Annotated in this window: 17 protein-coding genes; all 17 read right to left on the reverse strand. The window is 73.7% G+C overall.

The annotated features are described in order from the left end of the window. Positions 1 to 549 (reverse strand): uracil-DNA glycosylase family protein (locus tag ACYU8I_RS16110; protein ID WP_460842754.1); only part of this gene is annotated, 549 nt, incomplete at its 3' end. After that, the gene (locus ACYU8I_RS16115; RefSeq protein WP_460842757.1) at positions 546 to 1,472 is read right to left on the reverse strand and encodes a Ppx/GppA phosphatase family protein; all 927 of its coding nucleotides are present in this window, start codon (positions 1,470 to 1,472) and stop codon (positions 546 to 548) included. The genes ACYU8I_RS16110 and ACYU8I_RS16115, both read right to left, overlap by 4 nt. Continuing rightward, entirely contained in the window at positions 1,469 to 2,005 is a 537-nt protein-coding gene (locus ACYU8I_RS16120) for a DUF501 domain-containing protein (RefSeq protein ID WP_460842759.1), read from the reverse strand. The genes ACYU8I_RS16115 and ACYU8I_RS16120 overlap by 4 nt, the downstream gene beginning before the upstream one ends. Continuing rightward, entirely contained in the window at positions 2,002 to 2,574 is a 573-nt protein-coding gene (locus ACYU8I_RS16125; RefSeq protein WP_460842761.1) for an FtsB family cell division protein, read from the reverse strand. The genes ACYU8I_RS16120 and ACYU8I_RS16125 overlap by 4 nt, the downstream gene beginning before the upstream one ends. Positions 2,575 to 2,581: 7 nt before the next feature. Next, complete coding sequence (gene eno, locus ACYU8I_RS16130; protein WP_460842763.1) at positions 2,582 to 3,859, reverse strand: phosphopyruvate hydratase; 1,278 nt, start codon at positions 3,857 to 3,859, stop codon at positions 2,582 to 2,584. A 52-nt stretch (positions 3,860 to 3,911) separates the two neighbouring features. Then, positions 3,912 to 4,676, reverse strand: a complete 765-nt coding sequence (locus ACYU8I_RS16135) for a hypothetical protein (RefSeq protein ID WP_460842766.1) — start codon at positions 4,674 to 4,676, stop codon at positions 3,912 to 3,914. 17 nt (positions 4,677 to 4,693) lie between these two features. Beyond that, positions 4,694 to 5,341 carry a MazG nucleotide pyrophosphohydrolase domain-containing protein gene (locus tag ACYU8I_RS16140; protein WP_460842769.1) on the reverse strand — a complete coding sequence of 216 codons (648 nt, stop codon included), beginning with the start codon at positions 5,339 to 5,341 and terminating at the stop codon, positions 4,694 to 4,696. Between the two features lie 10 nt (positions 5,342 to 5,351). Then, positions 5,352 to 6,047, reverse strand: coding sequence for a hypothetical protein (locus ACYU8I_RS16145; RefSeq protein WP_460842772.1), 696 nt, complete (start codon positions 6,045 to 6,047; stop codon positions 5,352 to 5,354). Positions 6,048 to 6,061: 14 nt separating this feature from the next. Next, positions 6,062 to 9,613, reverse strand: coding sequence for a transcription-repair coupling factor (mfd, locus tag ACYU8I_RS16150; RefSeq protein ID WP_460842774.1), 3,552 nt, complete (start codon positions 9,611 to 9,613; stop codon positions 6,062 to 6,064). 74 nt (positions 9,614 to 9,687) lie between these two features. Further along, entirely contained in the window at positions 9,688 to 10,107 is a 420-nt protein-coding gene (locus ACYU8I_RS16155; protein ID WP_460842776.1) for a VOC family protein, read from the reverse strand. Positions 10,108 to 10,190: 83 nt separating this feature from the next. Further along, entirely contained in the window at positions 10,191 to 10,643 is a 453-nt protein-coding gene (locus ACYU8I_RS16160) for a universal stress protein (RefSeq protein ID WP_460842779.1), read from the reverse strand. Position 10,644: 1 nt separating this feature from the next. Then, a complete protein-coding gene (locus tag ACYU8I_RS16165; RefSeq protein WP_460842781.1) occupies positions 10,645 to 12,072 on the reverse strand; it encodes an APC family permease in 1,428 nt (475 codons plus the stop codon). Positions 12,073 to 12,174: 102 nt separating this feature from the next. Beyond that, positions 12,175 to 13,281, reverse strand: a complete 1,107-nt coding sequence (locus ACYU8I_RS16170; RefSeq protein WP_460842783.1) for a GuaB3 family IMP dehydrogenase-related protein — start codon at positions 13,279 to 13,281, stop codon at positions 12,175 to 12,177. Positions 13,282 to 13,303: 22 nt separating this feature from the next. After that, entirely contained in the window at positions 13,304 to 13,945 is a 642-nt protein-coding gene (locus ACYU8I_RS16175) for a hypothetical protein (RefSeq protein ID WP_460842785.1), read from the reverse strand. A gap of 61 nt (positions 13,946 to 14,006) precedes the next feature. Further along, positions 14,007 to 14,603, reverse strand: a complete 597-nt coding sequence (locus tag ACYU8I_RS16180; protein ID WP_460842787.1) for a hypothetical protein — start codon at positions 14,601 to 14,603, stop codon at positions 14,007 to 14,009. Next, on the reverse strand, positions 14,600 to 15,190 hold the full coding sequence (locus tag ACYU8I_RS16185) for an RNA polymerase sigma factor (RefSeq protein WP_460842788.1): 591 nt from the start codon (positions 15,188 to 15,190) through the stop codon (positions 14,600 to 14,602). The genes ACYU8I_RS16180 and ACYU8I_RS16185 overlap by 4 nt, the downstream gene beginning before the upstream one ends. 45 nt (positions 15,191 to 15,235) lie before the next feature. Then, on the reverse strand, positions 15,236 to 16,759 hold the full coding sequence (gene guaB / locus ACYU8I_RS16190; RefSeq protein WP_460842790.1) for an IMP dehydrogenase: 1,524 nt from the start codon (positions 16,757 to 16,759) through the stop codon (positions 15,236 to 15,238). Positions 16,760 to 16,786 lie beyond the last annotated feature (27 nt).

Here is a 16,786-nt window from a genome sequence, read left to right on the forward strand (position 1 = left end):
GCCGAGCGCCCGCAGCGCGGCGGCCCAGCCGAAGCCGGCCAGGCGCACCACGGCCCGCAGGCCCGGCAGCAGCAGCCGCAGCTCGCGGTCGAGCCACGGCGCGCACGTGTCGCGCTCCTCGGGGGTGGGCTGGTTGGCCGGGGGCGCGCACCGCACGGCCGCGGCGACGCGGGCGCCGAGCAGCTCCAGGCCGTCGTCGACGCTGACCGACGTCGGCTGGTTGGCCAGGCCCACCCGGTGCATCGAGGCGAAGAGCCAGTCGCCGGACCGGTCGCCGGTGAAGACCCGCCCCGTGCGGTTGGCCCCGTGTGCCGCCGGGGCGAGCCCGACCACGAGCACGTGCGCCGCAGGGTCGCCGAAGCCGGGCGCCGGGCGGCCCCAGTAGTCCTCGTCGGCGTACGCCGCCCGCTTCTCGCGGGCCACCTGCTCGCGCCACGCGACCAGGCGGGGGCAGGCGAAGCAGTCGGTCACCCGCGCGTCGAGCACGGCGAGGTCGGGCGAGCCCGCCGCCGCGCGCCGCACGCCGCCCGGACTGCGCACGGCGCTCACCCGCGGTGCACCAGCGACCAGGCGATCCCGTCGAGGATGTCGTGCTCGGAGACGAGCAGCGAGGACACCGGGGTGCGGGCAAGCACGCGGGTCAGGATCAGCCCGCCGGCCCCGATCACGTCGGCGCGGCCGGGGTGCATGTAGCCGTGCGCGCGACGCTGCTCGACGGTCTCGGCCAGCAGGCCGTGCACCGCGCCCTCGACGGCGTCGGTGCGCAGCACGCTGTGGTGCACCAGGCTGCGGTCGTAGACGTCGAGGTCGAGCACGGCGGCGGCCAGCGTCGTGACGGTGCCGGCGACCCCGACCACGCTGCCCGCGGCAGCCGGGTCGACCTCGCACGCGTCGAGAGCGGCGTCGACGTCGGCCACGGCCGCCTCGACCTGCGCGCGGCTCGGCGGGTCGTCGGCGAGGTGCCGCTCGGTGAGCCGCACCGAGCCGATGTCGAGCGACTGCGCGCCCTGGACACCCGTCTCGGGGTCGCCCAGCACCAGCTCGGTGGAGCCGCCGCCGATGTCGAGCAGCAGCACCGGCCCGGGCAGCGGGGGCAGGCTGCGCACGGCGCCGTCGAAGCTCGCCTGGGCCTCTTCCTCACCGGTGAGGACGTCGGGTCGCACACCCACGCGCTGCTCGACGCCGTCGAGCAGCGCCTCGGCGTTGGTGGCGTCGCGGGCCGCCGAGGTCGCGCAGAAGCGCACCGCCTCGACGTCGTGCTCGCGCACCAGGCCCGCGAGCTCGTCGACGGCGAGCAGCACCCGCTCGAGGGTGGCCTCGCTGATCCGGCCCGACCGGTCGACGCCCTGCCCGAGCCGGACGATGCGCATCTCGCGCACCAGCTCGATGGCCCGGCCGGTGTCGGGGTCGAGGTCGGCGACGAGCACCCGCAGCGAGTTGGTGCCGCAGTCGTAGGCGGCGACCCGGGTCACGAGCCGTCCTCGGGGCTGGTTCCTGAGGAGGTCGCGCAGCGACCGTCCCGAAGGACGCACGGCCCGCTCTCCCACCAGGGGCCGAGCAGGTCGAGCACCTCGTCGCCGAGCGGGTTGGTGCCACGACCCTGCGCCAGCGCCTGGCCGGCGAGCACGTGCAGGCACTTGACCCGGGTGGGCATGCCCCCGGCCGACACCCCGTCGATCTCGGGCACCTCACCGATGGCCCGGCGCGCCTCGAGGTAGCGCTCGTGAGCCCGGGCGTACGCCGCCGCCAGCTCCTCGTCGGCGGCGAGCCGGTCGGTCATCTCACGCATCAGCCCGGAGGCCTCGAGGGTGCCGATGGCCGAGGCCGCGCGCGGGCAGGTGAGGTAGAAGGTCGTCGGGAACGGGGTGCCGTCGGGCAGCCGCGGCTCGGTCGTGACGACGTCGGGATGGCCGCACGGGCAGCGGTGGCCGACCTCGTGGATGCCCCGTGGGGGACGACCGAGCTGGGCGGCGACGGCGGCGCGGTCGGGCTCGGTGGTGCTCACTGCTCGTCGTCGTCGGCCGGAGGCGCGGGCGGGGCGTCGATCTCTCCGACGGGCGTGCTGACGCGCTCGGGGTGGTCGGCGGCCTCCATGCTGCCCCAGACCTTGCTCCACCAGGCGTCGGGCAGCTCGGCGGGCGCGGAGCCCGGGTCGGGCAGGGCGTCGGTGCGTGCCAGGGGCTTCCCGTCACGCCCGATCACCTGGTAGCTGGTCTCGCCCGGCATCACCCAGCCGAAGCGCTCGCGCGCCTGCGCCTCGACGTAGGCGTCGTCGTCCCAGCGTCGCTTCTCGCGCTCGAGCACGGCGATGTCGTCCTCGCTGGCGGCGATCTGCTCGCGCAGGTCGGCCAGGTGGGAGCGCTGGTCGAGGTAGGCCCGCAGGGAGGAGGCGTACGACACCACCAGCACTGCGACGACCAGCACCAGCACGGCCATGCGGTGGGTGAAGCGGGGCCGCGGAGCCCCAGCAGCGGCGGCGGGGGCGCGACCGGGGCGCGTCCCGGCACGGGCGCCCGGCCGACCGGGTGCGGTGCCCGGCCGGCGGCGACGCTCCGGCTCCTTGCGGGGTGCCACGTGCAGGTCAGCCCTGGTAGCGCGGGAAGGCGCCGCGACCGGCGTAGCGCGCGGCGTCGTCGAGCTCCTCCTCGATGCGCAGCAGCTGGTTGTACTTGGCGACGCGCTCCGAGCGGGCGGGGGCACCGGTCTTGATCTGGCCGCAGTTGGTGGCCACGGCGAGGTCGGCGATGGTGGTGTCCTCGGTCTCTCCCGAGCGGTGGCTCATCATGCAGCGGTAGCCGCTGCGGTGCGCGAGGTCGACGGAGTCGAGGGTCTCGGTCAGCGAGCCGATCTGGTTGACCTTGACGAGCAGGGCGTTGGCCTGGCCGCCGGTGATGCCGCGCTGCAGCCGCTCGACGTTGGTGACGAACAGGTCGTCGCCGACGATCTGGATGCGGTCGCCGAGCTGGTCGGTCATCGCCCTCCAGCCGTCCCAGTCCTCCTCGTCGAGGGGGTCCTCGATGGAGAGGATCGGGTAGGCCGAGGCCAGCTCGGCGTAGTAGGCGACCATCTCGTCGGCCGACTTGCTGCCGCCCTCGAAGGCGTAGGAGCCGTTCTCGTGGAACTCGGTGGCCGCGACGTCGAGGGCGAGACCGAAGTCGGTGCCCAAGGTGAAGCCGGCGCTCGAGATCGCCTCCGCGATGAGGTCGAGCGCGGCGCGGTTGCTCGGCAGCTCGGGGGCGAAGCCGCCCTCGTCACCGACGCCGGTGGCCAGGCCCTGCTTCTTCAGCACCGACTTCAGCGCCTGGTAGACCTCGGCGCCCTGCTGCAGCGCCTCGCGGAAGGTCGGGGCGCCGATCGGCGCGATCATGAACTCCTGCACGTCGACGTTGGTGTCGGCGTGCGCGCCGCCGTTGAGGATGTTCATCATCGGCACCGGCAGCAGGTGGGCGTTGGGGCCGCCGACGTAGCGGAAGAGCGGCAGGCCGGCGCTCTGCGACGCGGCCCGCGCGACGGCGAGCGAGACGCCGAGGATGGCGTTGGCGCCGAGGGTGGCCTTGTTGGGGGTGCCGTCGAGGTCGATCATCGCCTGGTCGACGAGGCGCTGGTCGCTGGCGTCGAGACCGAGGATCTCGGGCTCGATGCGGTCCTGCACGGCCGCCACGGCCCGCTCGGTGCCCTTGCCGCCGTAGCGGCTGCCACCGTCGCGCAGCTCGACCGCCTCGAAGGCGCCGGTCGAGGCGCCGGACGGGACGGCCGCGCGACCGAGCGAGCCGTCGTCGAGGAGCACCTCGACCTCGACGGTGGGGTTGCCGCGCGAGTCGAGGATCTCGCGCGCGATCACGGTGTCGATGGAAGCCACGGCACGACCCTAACCGCCGTCGGCGTCCCCGTCGCGGTGCCTCGCCTGCCGGTCAGCCCGCCGGGTGGTCGCCGAAGACGAGGTCGGCCGCCTCCTCCTCGCCGACCTCGCCGACGCCCGTGCACAGGGCGGGGGCCCGCAGCGTGCAGCGCACCACCTGGGTGCTGCCCTCGGGCACCTCGTCGCCGGGCACGCGGCCGGTGCCGTAGAAGGCGTCGGGACCGGTCCACCCGGCCACGCGGAGGTCGGCGGGCAGGCCGTCGACCTCGACGGCACCGCCCGTCGCGTCGACCACCCGCGGACCGGCGTCGCCGGGGACGACGTCGTACTCCCCCGGACCGGCGACGGTGCGGCGCGGGGTACGGGGTGCGGCGACGGCCCCGTCGTCGATGCGGTCGCCCTCGACCGACCACGCGACCGCGGCGGCGCGGTCCGCGACCGAGACCACCAGCTGGCTGCCGTCGCCCGACAGGCCGAGCGCGCGTGTCGGGGGCAGCGGCAGGCCCACCACACGTCGCCCGGCGACGAACCACACCCGCTGGTCGGCCAGCACCAGCAGGCCGCCGTCGAGCACGACCACCCGGCGCGCCTCCAGGCCCGCGAGGTCGACCTCGTCGCCGTCGACGCTGACCCGCGAGCCGGAGGCCCAGACGACCTCGCCCCCGAAGCCGGAACCGGCACCGTCGAGCTCGAGCCGCTCGGGCAGCCGCTGCACCGGCTCGCCGGTGCGCGTCACCGTCGGCGTCGGCCGGGGCTGCAGCTCGTCGTCGGTGGCCGTCGCGCACCCCGAGGCCACCAGGATCACGGCCACGGACACGCCCGCTGCTGCGCGCCTCACGACGCCAGCCCGCGCAGCACGTCGCGCAGCGCCTGCTCGGGGTCGACGCCGAGCCCGCGCGCCCGGGCCACCACCGCGAGGAGCTCGGCGCCCACCTCGGCCGCGGCGTCGCCGGGCCGCGGCTCGGGGGCGGTGGGCAGGCCGGCGCGGGCGCGACGGTCGAGCAGCTTGTCGGCGCGCAGCAGGGCCGGGAGCGTGGCGGGCAGGTCGGCGTCGGTGGGCGGGGCGGCCGCCGGCTTCTCCGCCCGCTTGGCCGCCTCCCACAGCTCGTTGATGCGGGTCGGGTCCGTCTCGCGGTCGGTGCCGAAGACGTGGGTGTTGCGCCGCAGCAGCTTCTCGCGCAGCGTGGCGGCGACGTCCTCGACGTCGAACCAGCCGTGCTGCTCCGCGATGGCCGCGTGCATCAGCACCTGCAGCAGCACGTCACCGAGCTCCTCGCGCAGGTGGGCGCGCACGCCCTCGTCGTCGTACGCCGCTCGGCCGGGCTCCAGCTCGTCGAGCACCTCGGCGAGCTCGTGCGACTCCTCGAGCAGGTGGCGCGCCAGCGTGCGGTGGGTCTGCGCGGCCTTCCAGCCGCACTCGGCCCGGAGCCGGCGCATCATCGTCACCAGCTCCTCGAGCACCGAGGGGCCCGCGGCGCTCACCGGGGGCTGCTCACCCGCCGCACCGCTGCGAGGGCGGGAGCGCCTCGGTGGCCGACGGGCCGCCGTCCTGCCCGCCGCCCGCGAGCTGCACGGCGAGGTCGCTGACCGGCTGCGACACCGAGGCGTCGCCCGCCGTGGGGCTGAGGTCGTCGCCCAGGCCGTAGCGGGGGTCGACCGAGACGTCGGCCGCCCCGACGAGGTCGGGCAGCAGCTGCTGCGAGCCCGCCTGCAGCAGCTGGTCGAGGTTGTCGGGCCCGAGCTGCTGCCCCGTCTCGTCGGCGGCGAGCGCGGCGATGGTCGCCTGGCCGGTGAGGTAGCGGGTGAAGAAGTCGGTGGCGTCCTCGCGCTCGTCGGCGTCCGTCATCTGCTCCAGCCCGGGCCGCACCTGCGAGAGGAGGTACTGGGTGACCTGACCGGGCGCCGCGACGCCGCGGGCCTCGGCGGCCTGCTCGGCCACCTCGCCCTGCGTGAGCACCTGGACGATGCCCTGCTTCTGGGAGGCGAGCGGGAGCGCCTGGACCTGGCCGGTCGCCACGCCCGGCGCGGTGAACGCGCAGAAGCCGCGGGCGTAGCGCTGCACGTCGGCGACGCTGATCCGCTCGTCGCCGACCGACGCGGCGGTGCCGGGGTCGGACAGGCCGCAGCCGGTGAGCAGCAGGCCGGCGGCGACCAGGGGGGCCCACCGGTGGGCGTACCTCGGCTTCACGATCGGTCTCCTCCTCAGGACCCCGCGGGGCTGGTGCTCGTGGCCGGCGGGTCGACCACGGCGTCGATCACCTGCCGGCTCCAGGCGAGCAGCTCCTCGTCGGCCAGGGGCCGGACCGGGAAGCCGTCGTGCTGGGGCCGGGGCACGAGCATCGTAGACACGGGGGCCTTGACCAGGCTCCTGGGGTACATCCGCTGGAGACGCACGACGCGCGAGTCGGGCAGGTCGACCGGGTGGAAGCGCACGTGCTTGCCGGCGATGGTGACCTCGGTGACCCCGGCCTGGCGGCACCGGGCGCGGAAGCTCGCGACCGCCAGCAGCCGCACCACCTCGTCGGGCGGGGTGCCGTAGCGGTCGACGAGCTCCTCGCGCAGGGTGGCCACGTCGTCGTCGCTGCGCACCTCGGCGAGCCGCTTGTACATCTCCAGGCGCAGCCGCTCGCTGGGCACGTAGTCGTGCGGCAGGTGGGCCTCGACCGGCAGCTCGATCTTGACCTCGGCCAGCTGCTCGGGGGCGCTGCCGTCCTGGCGGAACTCGCTCACGGCCTCCCCCACCAGCCGGACGTAGAGGTCGAAGCCGACGTCGGCGATGTGGCCCGACTGCTCGCCGCCGAGCAGGTTGCCGGCGCCGCGGATCTCGAGGTCCTTCATCGCGATGGCCATGCCGCCGCCGAGGTCGGAGTGCTGGGCCAGCGTCGCGAGCCGCTCGTGGGCGGTCTCGGTCAGCGGCTTGTCGGCGGGGTAGAGGAAGTAGGCGTAGGCCCGCTCGCGCGAGCGGCCGACGCGACCGCGCAGCTGGTGCAGCTGCGAGAGGCCGAGGGTGTCGGCACGCTCGATGATCATGGTGTTGGCGTTGGAGACGTCGAGGCCCGACTCGACGATGGTGGTGCACACCAGCACGTCGAAGCGCTTCTCCCAGAAGTCGACCATCACCTGCTCGAGCTGGCTCTCGCCCATCTGGCCGTGCGCCGTGGCCACCCGGGCCTCCGGCACCAGCTCCTTGAGCTTCGCCGCCGCCTTCTCGATCGACTGCACCCGGTTGTGGATGAAGAAGCACTGCCCGTCGCGCAGCAGCTCGCGTCGTACGGCGGCCGCGACCTGCCGCTCCTCGAAGCCCCCGACGTACGTCAGCACCGGGTGGCGCTCCTCCGGTGGCGTCGCGATCGTCGACATCTCGCGGATGCCGGTGATGGCCATCTCGAGCGTGCGTGGGATCGGCGTCGCCGACATCGAGAGCACGTCGACGCTGGTGCGCAGCCGCTTCATCTGCTCCTTGTGCTCGACGCCGAAGCGCTGCTCCTCGTCGACGATGATCAGCCCGAGGTCCTTGAGCCGGATATCGGGGTTGAGCAGCCGGTGGGTGCCGATGACGACGTCGACCTCGCCCTCGCGCAGGCCGCGCTCGACCTCGCGGGCCTCGGCGTCGGTCTGGAAGCGCGACAGCGCGGCCAGCCGCACCGGGAAGCCGCTCATCCGCTCGCTGAAGGTCGCGAAGTGCTGGTTGACGAGCAGGGTGGTCGGCACCAGCACCGCCACCTGCTTGCCGTCCTGCACCGCCTTGAAGGCGGCCCGCACGGCGATCTCGGTCTTGCCGTAGCCGACGTCGCCGCACACCAGCCGGTCCATCGGCACGACCCGCTGCATGTCGGCCTTGACCTCCTCGACCGTGCTCAGCTGGTCGGGGGTCTCGTGGAACGGGAAGGCGTCCTCGAGCTCGGACTGCCACGGGGTGTCGGGGCCGAAGGCGTGGCCCTTGGTGGCCTGGCGGGCGGCGTACAGCTTGATCAGCTCGGCCGCGATCTGCTTGACGGCCTTCTTGGCCCGGCCCTTGCGCTTGGCCCAGTCGGCGCCGCCGAGGCGGTCGAGGCTGGGCTGCTCCCCGCCGACGTAGCGGGTGACCTGGTCGAGGGTGTCGGCCGGCACGTAGAGCCGGTCGGGCGGGTGGCCGCGCTTGGAGGCGCCGTACTCGAGCACGAGGTACTCGCGGACCGCGCCCTGCACCTCGCGCTGCTTCATCTCGACGAAGCGACCGACCCCGTGCTGCTCGTGCACGACGTAGTCGCCGGCCTTGAGCTCGAGCGGGTCGATCTGCTTCTTGCGGCGCGCGGGCATCTTGCGCATGTCGCGGGTCGTGGCCTTCTGGCCGGCGAGGTCCTCGCCGGTGAGCACGACGAGCCCGGGTTGCTCGAGGACGAGCCCGTGGTGCAGGCAGCCCTGGGTGACCAGCACGACCCGCTCGGAGACGTCGGCCGACCCCGTGGTGCCGTTGATGCTCTCGACGAGGCGGGCGGGCACGTCGTGCTCGCCCAGCACCTCGACCATGCGCTGCGCCGGGCCGGAGCCCTGGTGCACCGTCACCACCCGCCGCCCCGAGGCGAGGTGGTCGCGCACGTCGGCGACGGCCTGCTCGACGTCGCCGCGGTACGCCGGGGCCTCGAGCGCCGCGACCGAGACCGTGCCCTCGAGGGTGTCGTCGAGGCCGAAGGGGCTGATCCCCCACCAGCCCTGCCCGCGGCCCAGCGTCAGCTGCCGCACGTCGCCGAGCTCGCGCAGCGACGCCGCACCCAGGTCGATCGGAGCGGTGCCCCCCGAGGCGGCCGCCGCCCAGCTCGCCCCGAGGAACTCCTCGCTGGTCGCCACCAGGTCGTGCGCGCGGGTGCGGACCCGCTCGGGGTCGAGCACGAGCACGTGCGACTCGGGCGGCAGCAGCTCGACGAGCAGCTCCATCTCGTCGACCAGCACCGGGGCCAGCGACTCCATGCCCTCGACCGCCATGCCCTCGGCCAGCTTGTCGGTCAGCTCGCGCAGCTGCGGGTGGGCCTGTCCCAGCTCGGCGGCGCGACGCCGTACGTCGTCGGTGAGGAGCAGCTCGCGGCACGGCGGCGCCCACACCCGGTCGACGGGCTCGAGCGTGCGCTGGTCGGCGACGGCGAAGGCGCGGACCTCGTCGACCTCGTCGCCGAAGAACTCGACGCGCAGCGGGTGCTCCTCGGTCGGCGGGAAGACGTCGACGATGCCGCCGCGCACGGCGAACTCGCCGCGCTTCTCCACCATGTCGACCCGTGTGTACGCCGCGGCGGCCAGGCCGCGCACGACCTCCTCGAGCTCGACCTCCTGCCCGGGCACCAGCTGCACCGGCTCGAGGTCGGCGAGCCCCTTGACCTGCGGCTGCAGCACGGAGCGCACGGGTGCCACCACGACCCGGACCGGCCCGAGGCCCGCCGTCTCCGGGTACCGCAGCCGCCGCAGCACCGCCAGCCGGCGGCCGACGGTGTCGCTGCGCGGGCTGAGCCGCTCGTGGGGCAGCGTCTCCCACGCGGGGAAGAGCGCGACCTCGTCGGGCGGGAGCAGGTCCTGCAGCTCCTCGACCAGGTCCTCCGCCTCGCGCACGGTCGCGGCGACCACCAGCGCGGTGCGGCCCGCGTCGACCAGCCCGCGCACCACGAAGGGCCGCAGCGCCGCCGGACCCGTCAGGTCGAGCGTCGCCACCCCCTGCTTCGCGTCGTCGACGGCCCGCGCGAGGTCGGGGTCGCGCAGGACGAGGTCAGCCAGTCCGGCCAGGGTCACGAGGGGTCAGCTCCTGTTGCTGGGGCACGCACGAGAGCCCCCGTCCGGCGTCGGAGCGGGGGTGCTCCCCCAGTCTAGGTAGCCGCCGAAGCCTGGTCGCCGGCGGCGTCGGCCGGGCCGCGGAGCACGCAGAACTCGTTGCCCTCGGGGTCGGCCAGCGTCATCCAGCCGCGGCCGTCGTCGATCCGCAGGTCCTGCACCGGCTGCGCTCCGTGCCCGAGCAGCCGCTCGACCTCGACGTCGCGGGTGTCCTCGCTCGGGCACAGGTCGAGGTGGATCCTGTTCTTGACCTGCTTGCCGGGGTCCTTGGCCTCCGGCACCTCGATGAACAGCAGGGCGTGGCCGCCGTCGGGCCGCTGGATCCAGCACTCGTCGTGACCGGGCTCGTTGGGGTCGTCGGGGTCATCGACGTAGCCGAGCACCCCTTTCCACCACTCCGAGAGCGCGTAGGCGTCGGCACAGTCGATGCTGGTGTGGGAGACGAAGCAGGTCATCACCCCACCCTCCCCCGCACCGACCCTCACGGTCGACCCGTGTGCGGCACGCTCGCCGCCCGACCTCGGGGCCGGCGGTCGGGTCAGCGCTTGGTACGGCGCTTGCGGGGGGCGGGGCGGACGACGAGCACGGGGCAGGGCGCGGAGTGCTGGACGCGCTGGGCGGTGCTGCCGAGCAGGACGGTCTCGGACAGGCCGCGGCTGCCGCTGGCGACGACGACGAGGCCGGCGTCGTACTTGGCGGCGGCCTTGACGATCTCGTTGGCGGGCGAACCGGAACGCAGCCGCTTGTGGACCTTGGGCCCCCACCCGGCGAAGACGTCGGCGACGGTGGTGACGGCGTCCTCGGCGGCCTCGCGGAAGCTGCGGTCGAGCGGGCCGCCGCTGATCTCGTCGGCGAAGGCGACCGAGGCGTAGGGACTGACGACCCCCACCACCGAGATGGCGGTGATCCTGGCGGGGTCGGCGAAGGACATCAGGTGCTTCGCGGCTGCCAGCGACTGCTTGGACCCGTCCGTGGCGACGACGACGTGCACGTCAGCTCTCCTCTCGCTCGCCCAGCAGGTGCTCGCCCCGGGCCTTCCCCTGGGGTCGGTCGCGCTTGCCGAAGACGTACTCGAACACGAACAGCGCGACGCCGACCGCCACCAGCCCGAGGCACCAGATGATCGACGTCGGGTCGTCCTGGACGGTGTAGAACAGCACCGCGACGTTGCCGACCACGCCGAGCACGAGCAGCCAGCGCGGGGCGCGGTAGTGCTCGGTGTTGACATCGGTGCCGCCGAGCTTGAAGCAGGCGACGATCACCATCGTGTAGATGATGAGCAGCAGGACGACGGTCACCGAGGCGAGCCGCGCGACCACGTCGATGTCGAGGCCGGCCGACTTCAGGCCCTGGCTGATGCTGAGCAGGATCATCACGACGGCGGCCGAGAAGACCAGGCCGACGACGGGGCTGCGGCGGGTGGGGTGCACCGTGCCGAAGACCGCGGGCACGACGTCCTCGCGCGCCATGCCGTAGAGCACCCGCGGCTGGGTGACGATCGCGACGAGCGTGGTGTTGGTGATGGCGGTCATCGCGATGATCGCGAAGACGATCGAGACCACGCCGACGGGCAGCGGCAGCACGCCGGACTCCACGACCGTCAGCAGCGCGGCGTCGGACTCGGCGAGCGTGCCGACCGGGACCGTGAGGGCGGCGGCGATCGAGACCAGCACGTAGAAGATGCCGGCGCCGGCCATGCCGCCGATGAGGGCCCGGGGGAAGTTGCGGGCGGGGTCGACGACCTCCTCGGCCACGTTGGCGGCGTTCTCGAAGCCGGTCATGGCGAAGAAGGCGAGCGAGACGCCGGCGATGATGGCGAAGATCGGGTTGCCCTCGGCGCTGAAGTCGCCGAGCACGGCGAAGTCGGCGTCGCCCCGGGAGACGACGATGACGCCGATCGCCATGACGATGACGAGGCCCGCGACCTCGACGAAGGTCATGACCATGTTGGCCACCACCGACTCGGTGATGCCGATGTAGTTGACCACCGCCAGCAGCGCGATGAAGACGAGCGAGACGACGAGGATCGGCGGCGCCGCCCAGACCTCGGCGAAGTAGCTGGCGAAGCCGGTGGCCAGGGAGCCGGCGGCGGCGAAGCTGGAGGCGAGGAACAGCACGGTGACCAGGAAGGTCAGCGTGCGGTTGCCGAACGCCTTGTTGATGTAGAGCGCGGCACCGGCGGCCCGGGGGTACTTCGTCGCCAGCTCGGCGTACGCCATGCCCGTCACGGTCGCGATGGTCACGCCGACCGCGAAGGCGAGGAAGAACGCCCCGCCGACGGCCGCCGCCACCGACCCGATGAGCACGTAGATGCCGGAGCCCAGCACGTCGCCCAGCACGTAGAAGAACAGCAGCCGGCCGGTGATCGACCGCTTGAGGTCGGAGTCCTCGTCGAGGTCGGAGGTGGTCTGGTCGGACACGATGGCCTGCTTCCCCTGGGCGGTTGGTCGGTCCTGCGTGTGACGCTGGGGACCGACTCTAGGGGTACGCCGCCCGATCCGTCCGGTTCGGGCTCGCGCGACCTACGAGACGACGACCTCGATGCGCTGGAACTCCTTGAGCTCGGTGTAGCCGGTGGTCGCCATCGCGCGGCGCAGCGCACCGACGAGGTTCATGGTGCCGTCGGCCACGTGGGAGGGCCCGAACAGGATCTGCTCGAGGGTGCCGACGGTGCCGAACTCGACGCGCTGGCCGCGGGGCAGGTCGGCGTGGTGCGCCTCGGTGCCCCAGTGGAAGCCGCGCCCCGGGGCGTCGACGGCGCGCGCCAGCGGCGAGCCGACCATGACGGCGTCGGCGCCGCAGGCGACGGCCTTGGCGATGTCGCCGCTGCGGCCGATGGAGCCGTCGGCGATGACGTGCACGTAGCGGCCGCCCGACTCGTCGAGGTAGTCGCGACGCGCCGCGGCGACGTCGGCGACCGCGCTGGCCATGGGCACGGCGACGCCGAGCACCGTGCGGGTGGTGTGGGCGGCACCGCCGCCGAAGCCCACGAGCACCCCGGCGGCGCCGGTGCGCATCAGGTGCAGCGCCGCCTGGTAGGTCGCGCAGCCTCCGACGATGACCGGCACGTCGAGCTCGTAGATGAAGTCCTTGAGGTTGAGCGGCTCGGCCTGGCTCGAGACGTGCTCGGCGCTGACGGTCGTGCCGCGGATGACGAACATGTCGACGCCGGCGTCGACCACCGTCTTGGCGAACTCCTTGGTGCGCTGCGGCGAGAGGCTCCCCGCCACGGTCACGCCGGCGTCGCGCACCTGCCGGATCCGCTCGGTGATGAGCTCGGCCTTGACCGGCTCGGCGTAGACCTCCTGCATCCGGGTGATCGCCTCGGTGCCCTGCAGGCCGGCGACCTCCTCGAGCAGGTCGGTGGGGTCGTCGTAGCGCGTCCAGAGCCCCTCGAGGTTGAGCACGCCGAGCCCTCCGAGCTGACCGAGGTGGATGGCGGTGGCCGGCGACATGACCGAGTCCATGGGCGCGGCCAGGATCGGGATCTCGAAGGGGTAGGCGTCGATCTGCCACGCCACCGAGACCTCCTCGGGGTCGCGGGTGCGCCGGCTCGGCACGATCGCGATGTCGTCGAAGGCGTAGGCGCGGCGGCCCCGCTTGGCCCGTCCGATCTCGATCTCGGTCACCGGGGAACTCTAGCGAGCAGCGTCAGCCGGCCCCGGCGAGGTCGCCGCTGACGCAGCGGTCGATCGTGGCGCGCAGCCACGCGGCGTACCGCCCCATCGACCAGCCGTTGCGGGTGAAGGTCGCGTAGGTCTCGCTCATGATCATCACCTGCACGACCTCGGCGGCGTCGGGCAGCGGCGCGTCACCGCGGACGAGGAGCGCGACGAACCCCCGCGAGACCGCCAGCCGCCGCAGGTCGGAGCCCTGCCGCATGGCCAGGCACGTGGGGTCGACGAGCGACCCCTCGGCGATGGCGGGCACGAACGGCGCGATCGCCCGGTGCATCCGGCAGGCCAGGGCGACGATCGCGTCGAGCCGCTCGTCGACCGTCGCCAGGTCGTCGAGCCGCAGGTCGGCCACGACCTGCTCGAGCGTGCGGGGGCCCGTGCGCGAGGCGTGGGCCATCGACTGCCACAGCAGCTCGGCCTTGCTGCCGGCCAGCCGCGTGGCGCGGCCGGGCACGAGGCCGAGCTCCTGCTCGAGGTCGTCGAGGTGCGTCCCGCTCCAGCCCCGCTCGGCGAAGGCTCGCGCCGCGGCGGCAAGCAACCGATCGCGGTCCGGTGCCGGCTGCGCCGGGATGGCTTCGGCGGTCACGGCATCGGGGCGGCGCTGCGTCGTCGTCATCAGGGGTGACGATACGGACGAACCGGGTGGGAGCACTACCCCGACGTCACATGCTGAAACGTCAACGATCCGCGGGCACCGGCCGGCACGGCGCGACGGGGCCCTCCGCGATGCCGAACGAGCCCCACGAGCCACCGAGCGTGCGGGTGCCGTCGTCGCCCACCTCGACCTCGGCCGACGTCCGACTCGCAGCGACCACCACGGTCTGGCGGTCACCGACCGCGCCGGGGCCGAGCACGAGGTGGTAGCCGACGCCGTCCCCCATCGAGAAGCGGACACCGGCACCGGCGATCGGCGCCGTCGCGTCGGCGTAGCGCCCGTCGGCGCAGCGCGTGTCGGGGGGGAGGTAGGTGACGTCGGCCGCGACACCGACCCGGGCGAGCGCCCTCTCCAGCCCGGCGGCGTCGGCGAGCCGCTCGACGCGCACGTCGACCCGGCCGTTGGCCCCGCGCACCACGGCGTACGCCGGCTGCTCCCCGCTGAGCGCGGGCAGGGCGAGGCCGGCGCCGACCAGCGCTGCGACGGCAGCCGCTGCCAGCACGGTCCTCGTGGCGCGTCGTCTCGCCGTTGTCGGCTCGACGCTGCCGTCGGCGACCACCTGCCGCAGCTCGTGGAGCAGCGCCTCCTGGAACGGGTCGAGCCGGGCGGAGGTGCTCATCGGCCGCTCCTGACGGGAGTGGGGGCGCTGGCGCTGTCGATGGCCGGGGCAGGCGGGTCCGGCGGCCCGCTCAGCAGCCGTCGAGCGCGGTGCAGCCGGACGCGCGCGGTGCCGGGCCGGATGCCGAGCACCGCTGCCGCCTCGCCGACGTCGAGACCGTCGAGACCCACGAGCTCCATGACCTCGCGCAGGGCGCGTGGCAGCTGCTCGAGACGCCGGTGCAGCACCCGCGCCTCCCGCTCGGCGTCGAGGCGTCCGACGACGGCGTCGTACGCGTCGCCCTGCATCAGGCGACGGCCGCTGACCCGGGAGACGGCCCGGGCGTGGCGCGCCGACCGACGGCGCTCCCCCGCGACCACCGACCGGGCGATCCCGAAGACCCACATCCGGGCCGACCCGAGAGCGGGGTCGTGGGTGTGGGCCCGGGCGACCACGGCGAGGAACACGTCGGCGGTGAGGTCGGCAGCCGTCGCGGCATCGTCGACGCGACGGGCGACGTAGGACTGCACGTCGTCGACGTGCGCCCGGTAGAAGGCCTCGAAGGCGTCGGGGTCGGACGCGATGGCGGCGAGCGACGCTGTCGTCATGCCTCCACTCCGCCGCACGAGCCGCGGCGTTACGTCAGCGCTGACTCAGCGCCAGGAGTAGTTGGGGGCCTCGGCGGTGATCTGCACGTCGTGGGGGTGGCTCTCCTGCAGCGAGGCCGAGGTGATCCGCACGAAACGACCGTTGGCCTGGAGCTCGGGCACGGTGCGGGCACCGATGTAGAACATCGACTGGTGCAGGCCGCCGATGAGCTGGTGGGCGACCGCCGAGAGCGGCCCGCGGTAGGCGACCTGGCCCTCGATGCCCTCGGGCACGATCTTGTCGTCGCTGTCGACCTCGGCCTGGAAGTAGCGGTCCTTGGAGTAGGACTTCTTGCCGCGGCTCGACATCGCGCCGAGCGAGCCCATGCCGCGGTAGGCCTTGTACTGCTTGCCGTTGACGAAGACGAGCTCGCCGGGGCTCTCCTCGCAGCCCGCGAGCAGCGAGCCGACCATCACGCTGTCGGCGCCGGCGACCAGGGCCTTGGCGATCTCGCCGGAGTACTTCATGCCGCCGTCGGCGATGACGGGGACGCCGGCGGGCCGGCACGCCTTGGCGGCCTCGTGGACCGCCGTCACCTGCGGCACGCCGACGCCGGTCACGACGCGGGTGGTGCAGATCGAGCCCGGCCCGACCCCGACCTTGACGGCGTCGGCACCGGCGTCGACGAACGCCTGGGCGCCCTCACGAGTCGCGACGTTGCCGCCGATCACCTGCACGTGGCGGGTGGCCGGGTCGCTCTTGAGCCGCTGCACCATGTCGAGCAGCAGCCGCACGTTGCCGTGGGCGGTGTCGGCGACGAGCACGTCGACGCCCGCCTCGACGAGCGTGGTAGCCCGCTGCCAGGCGTCGCCGAAGTAGCCGATCGCCGCACCCACCATGAGCCGGCCGTGCTGGTCGTTGGAGGCGTGGGGGAACTGCTCGGACTTCACGAAGTCCTTGACCGTGATCAGTCCGGCCAGACGGCCCTCGTCGTCGACGATGGGCAGGCGCTCGCGCTTGTGGCGCCGCAGCAGCGCGGTCGCGTCGTCGCGCGAGATGCCGACCGGCGCGGTGATGAGCGGCATCGGCGTCATGACCTCGTCGACCTTGGTGGTCGCCCACTCCGCGACGGGGGTGAAGCGCAGGTCGCGGTTGGTGATGATGCCGAGGAGGCGGTCGTCGAGGTCGACGACGGGGAGGCCCGAGACGCGGTACTCGCCGCAGATCTTGTCGAGCTCCTCGAGCGTCTTGTCGGGCGTGATGGTGACCGGGTTGGAGATCATGCCGGTCTGGGTGCGCTTGACAAGGTCGACCTGGTAAGCCTGGTCCTCGATCGAGAGGTTGCGGTGCAGCACGCCGAGGCCGCCCTGGCGCGCCATGGCGATGGCCATGCGCGACTCAGTGACGGTGTCCATCGCGGCGCTGACGATCGGCACCTTGAGGCTGATCTCGCGGGTGAGCCGGGAGGTGGTGTCGATGTCGCTCGGCGCCAGGTCGGAGTGACCCGGCAGCAGCAGCACGTCGTCGTAGGTGAGCCCGAGCGGCGCGAAGGGCGCCAGCACCTCGTCGTCGCGGGAGTCGGTCGTCATCGCACCCAGGTCCTTCCACACGCCGTC

This window comes from Nocardioides marmoraquaticus (genome assembly GCF_054777915.1).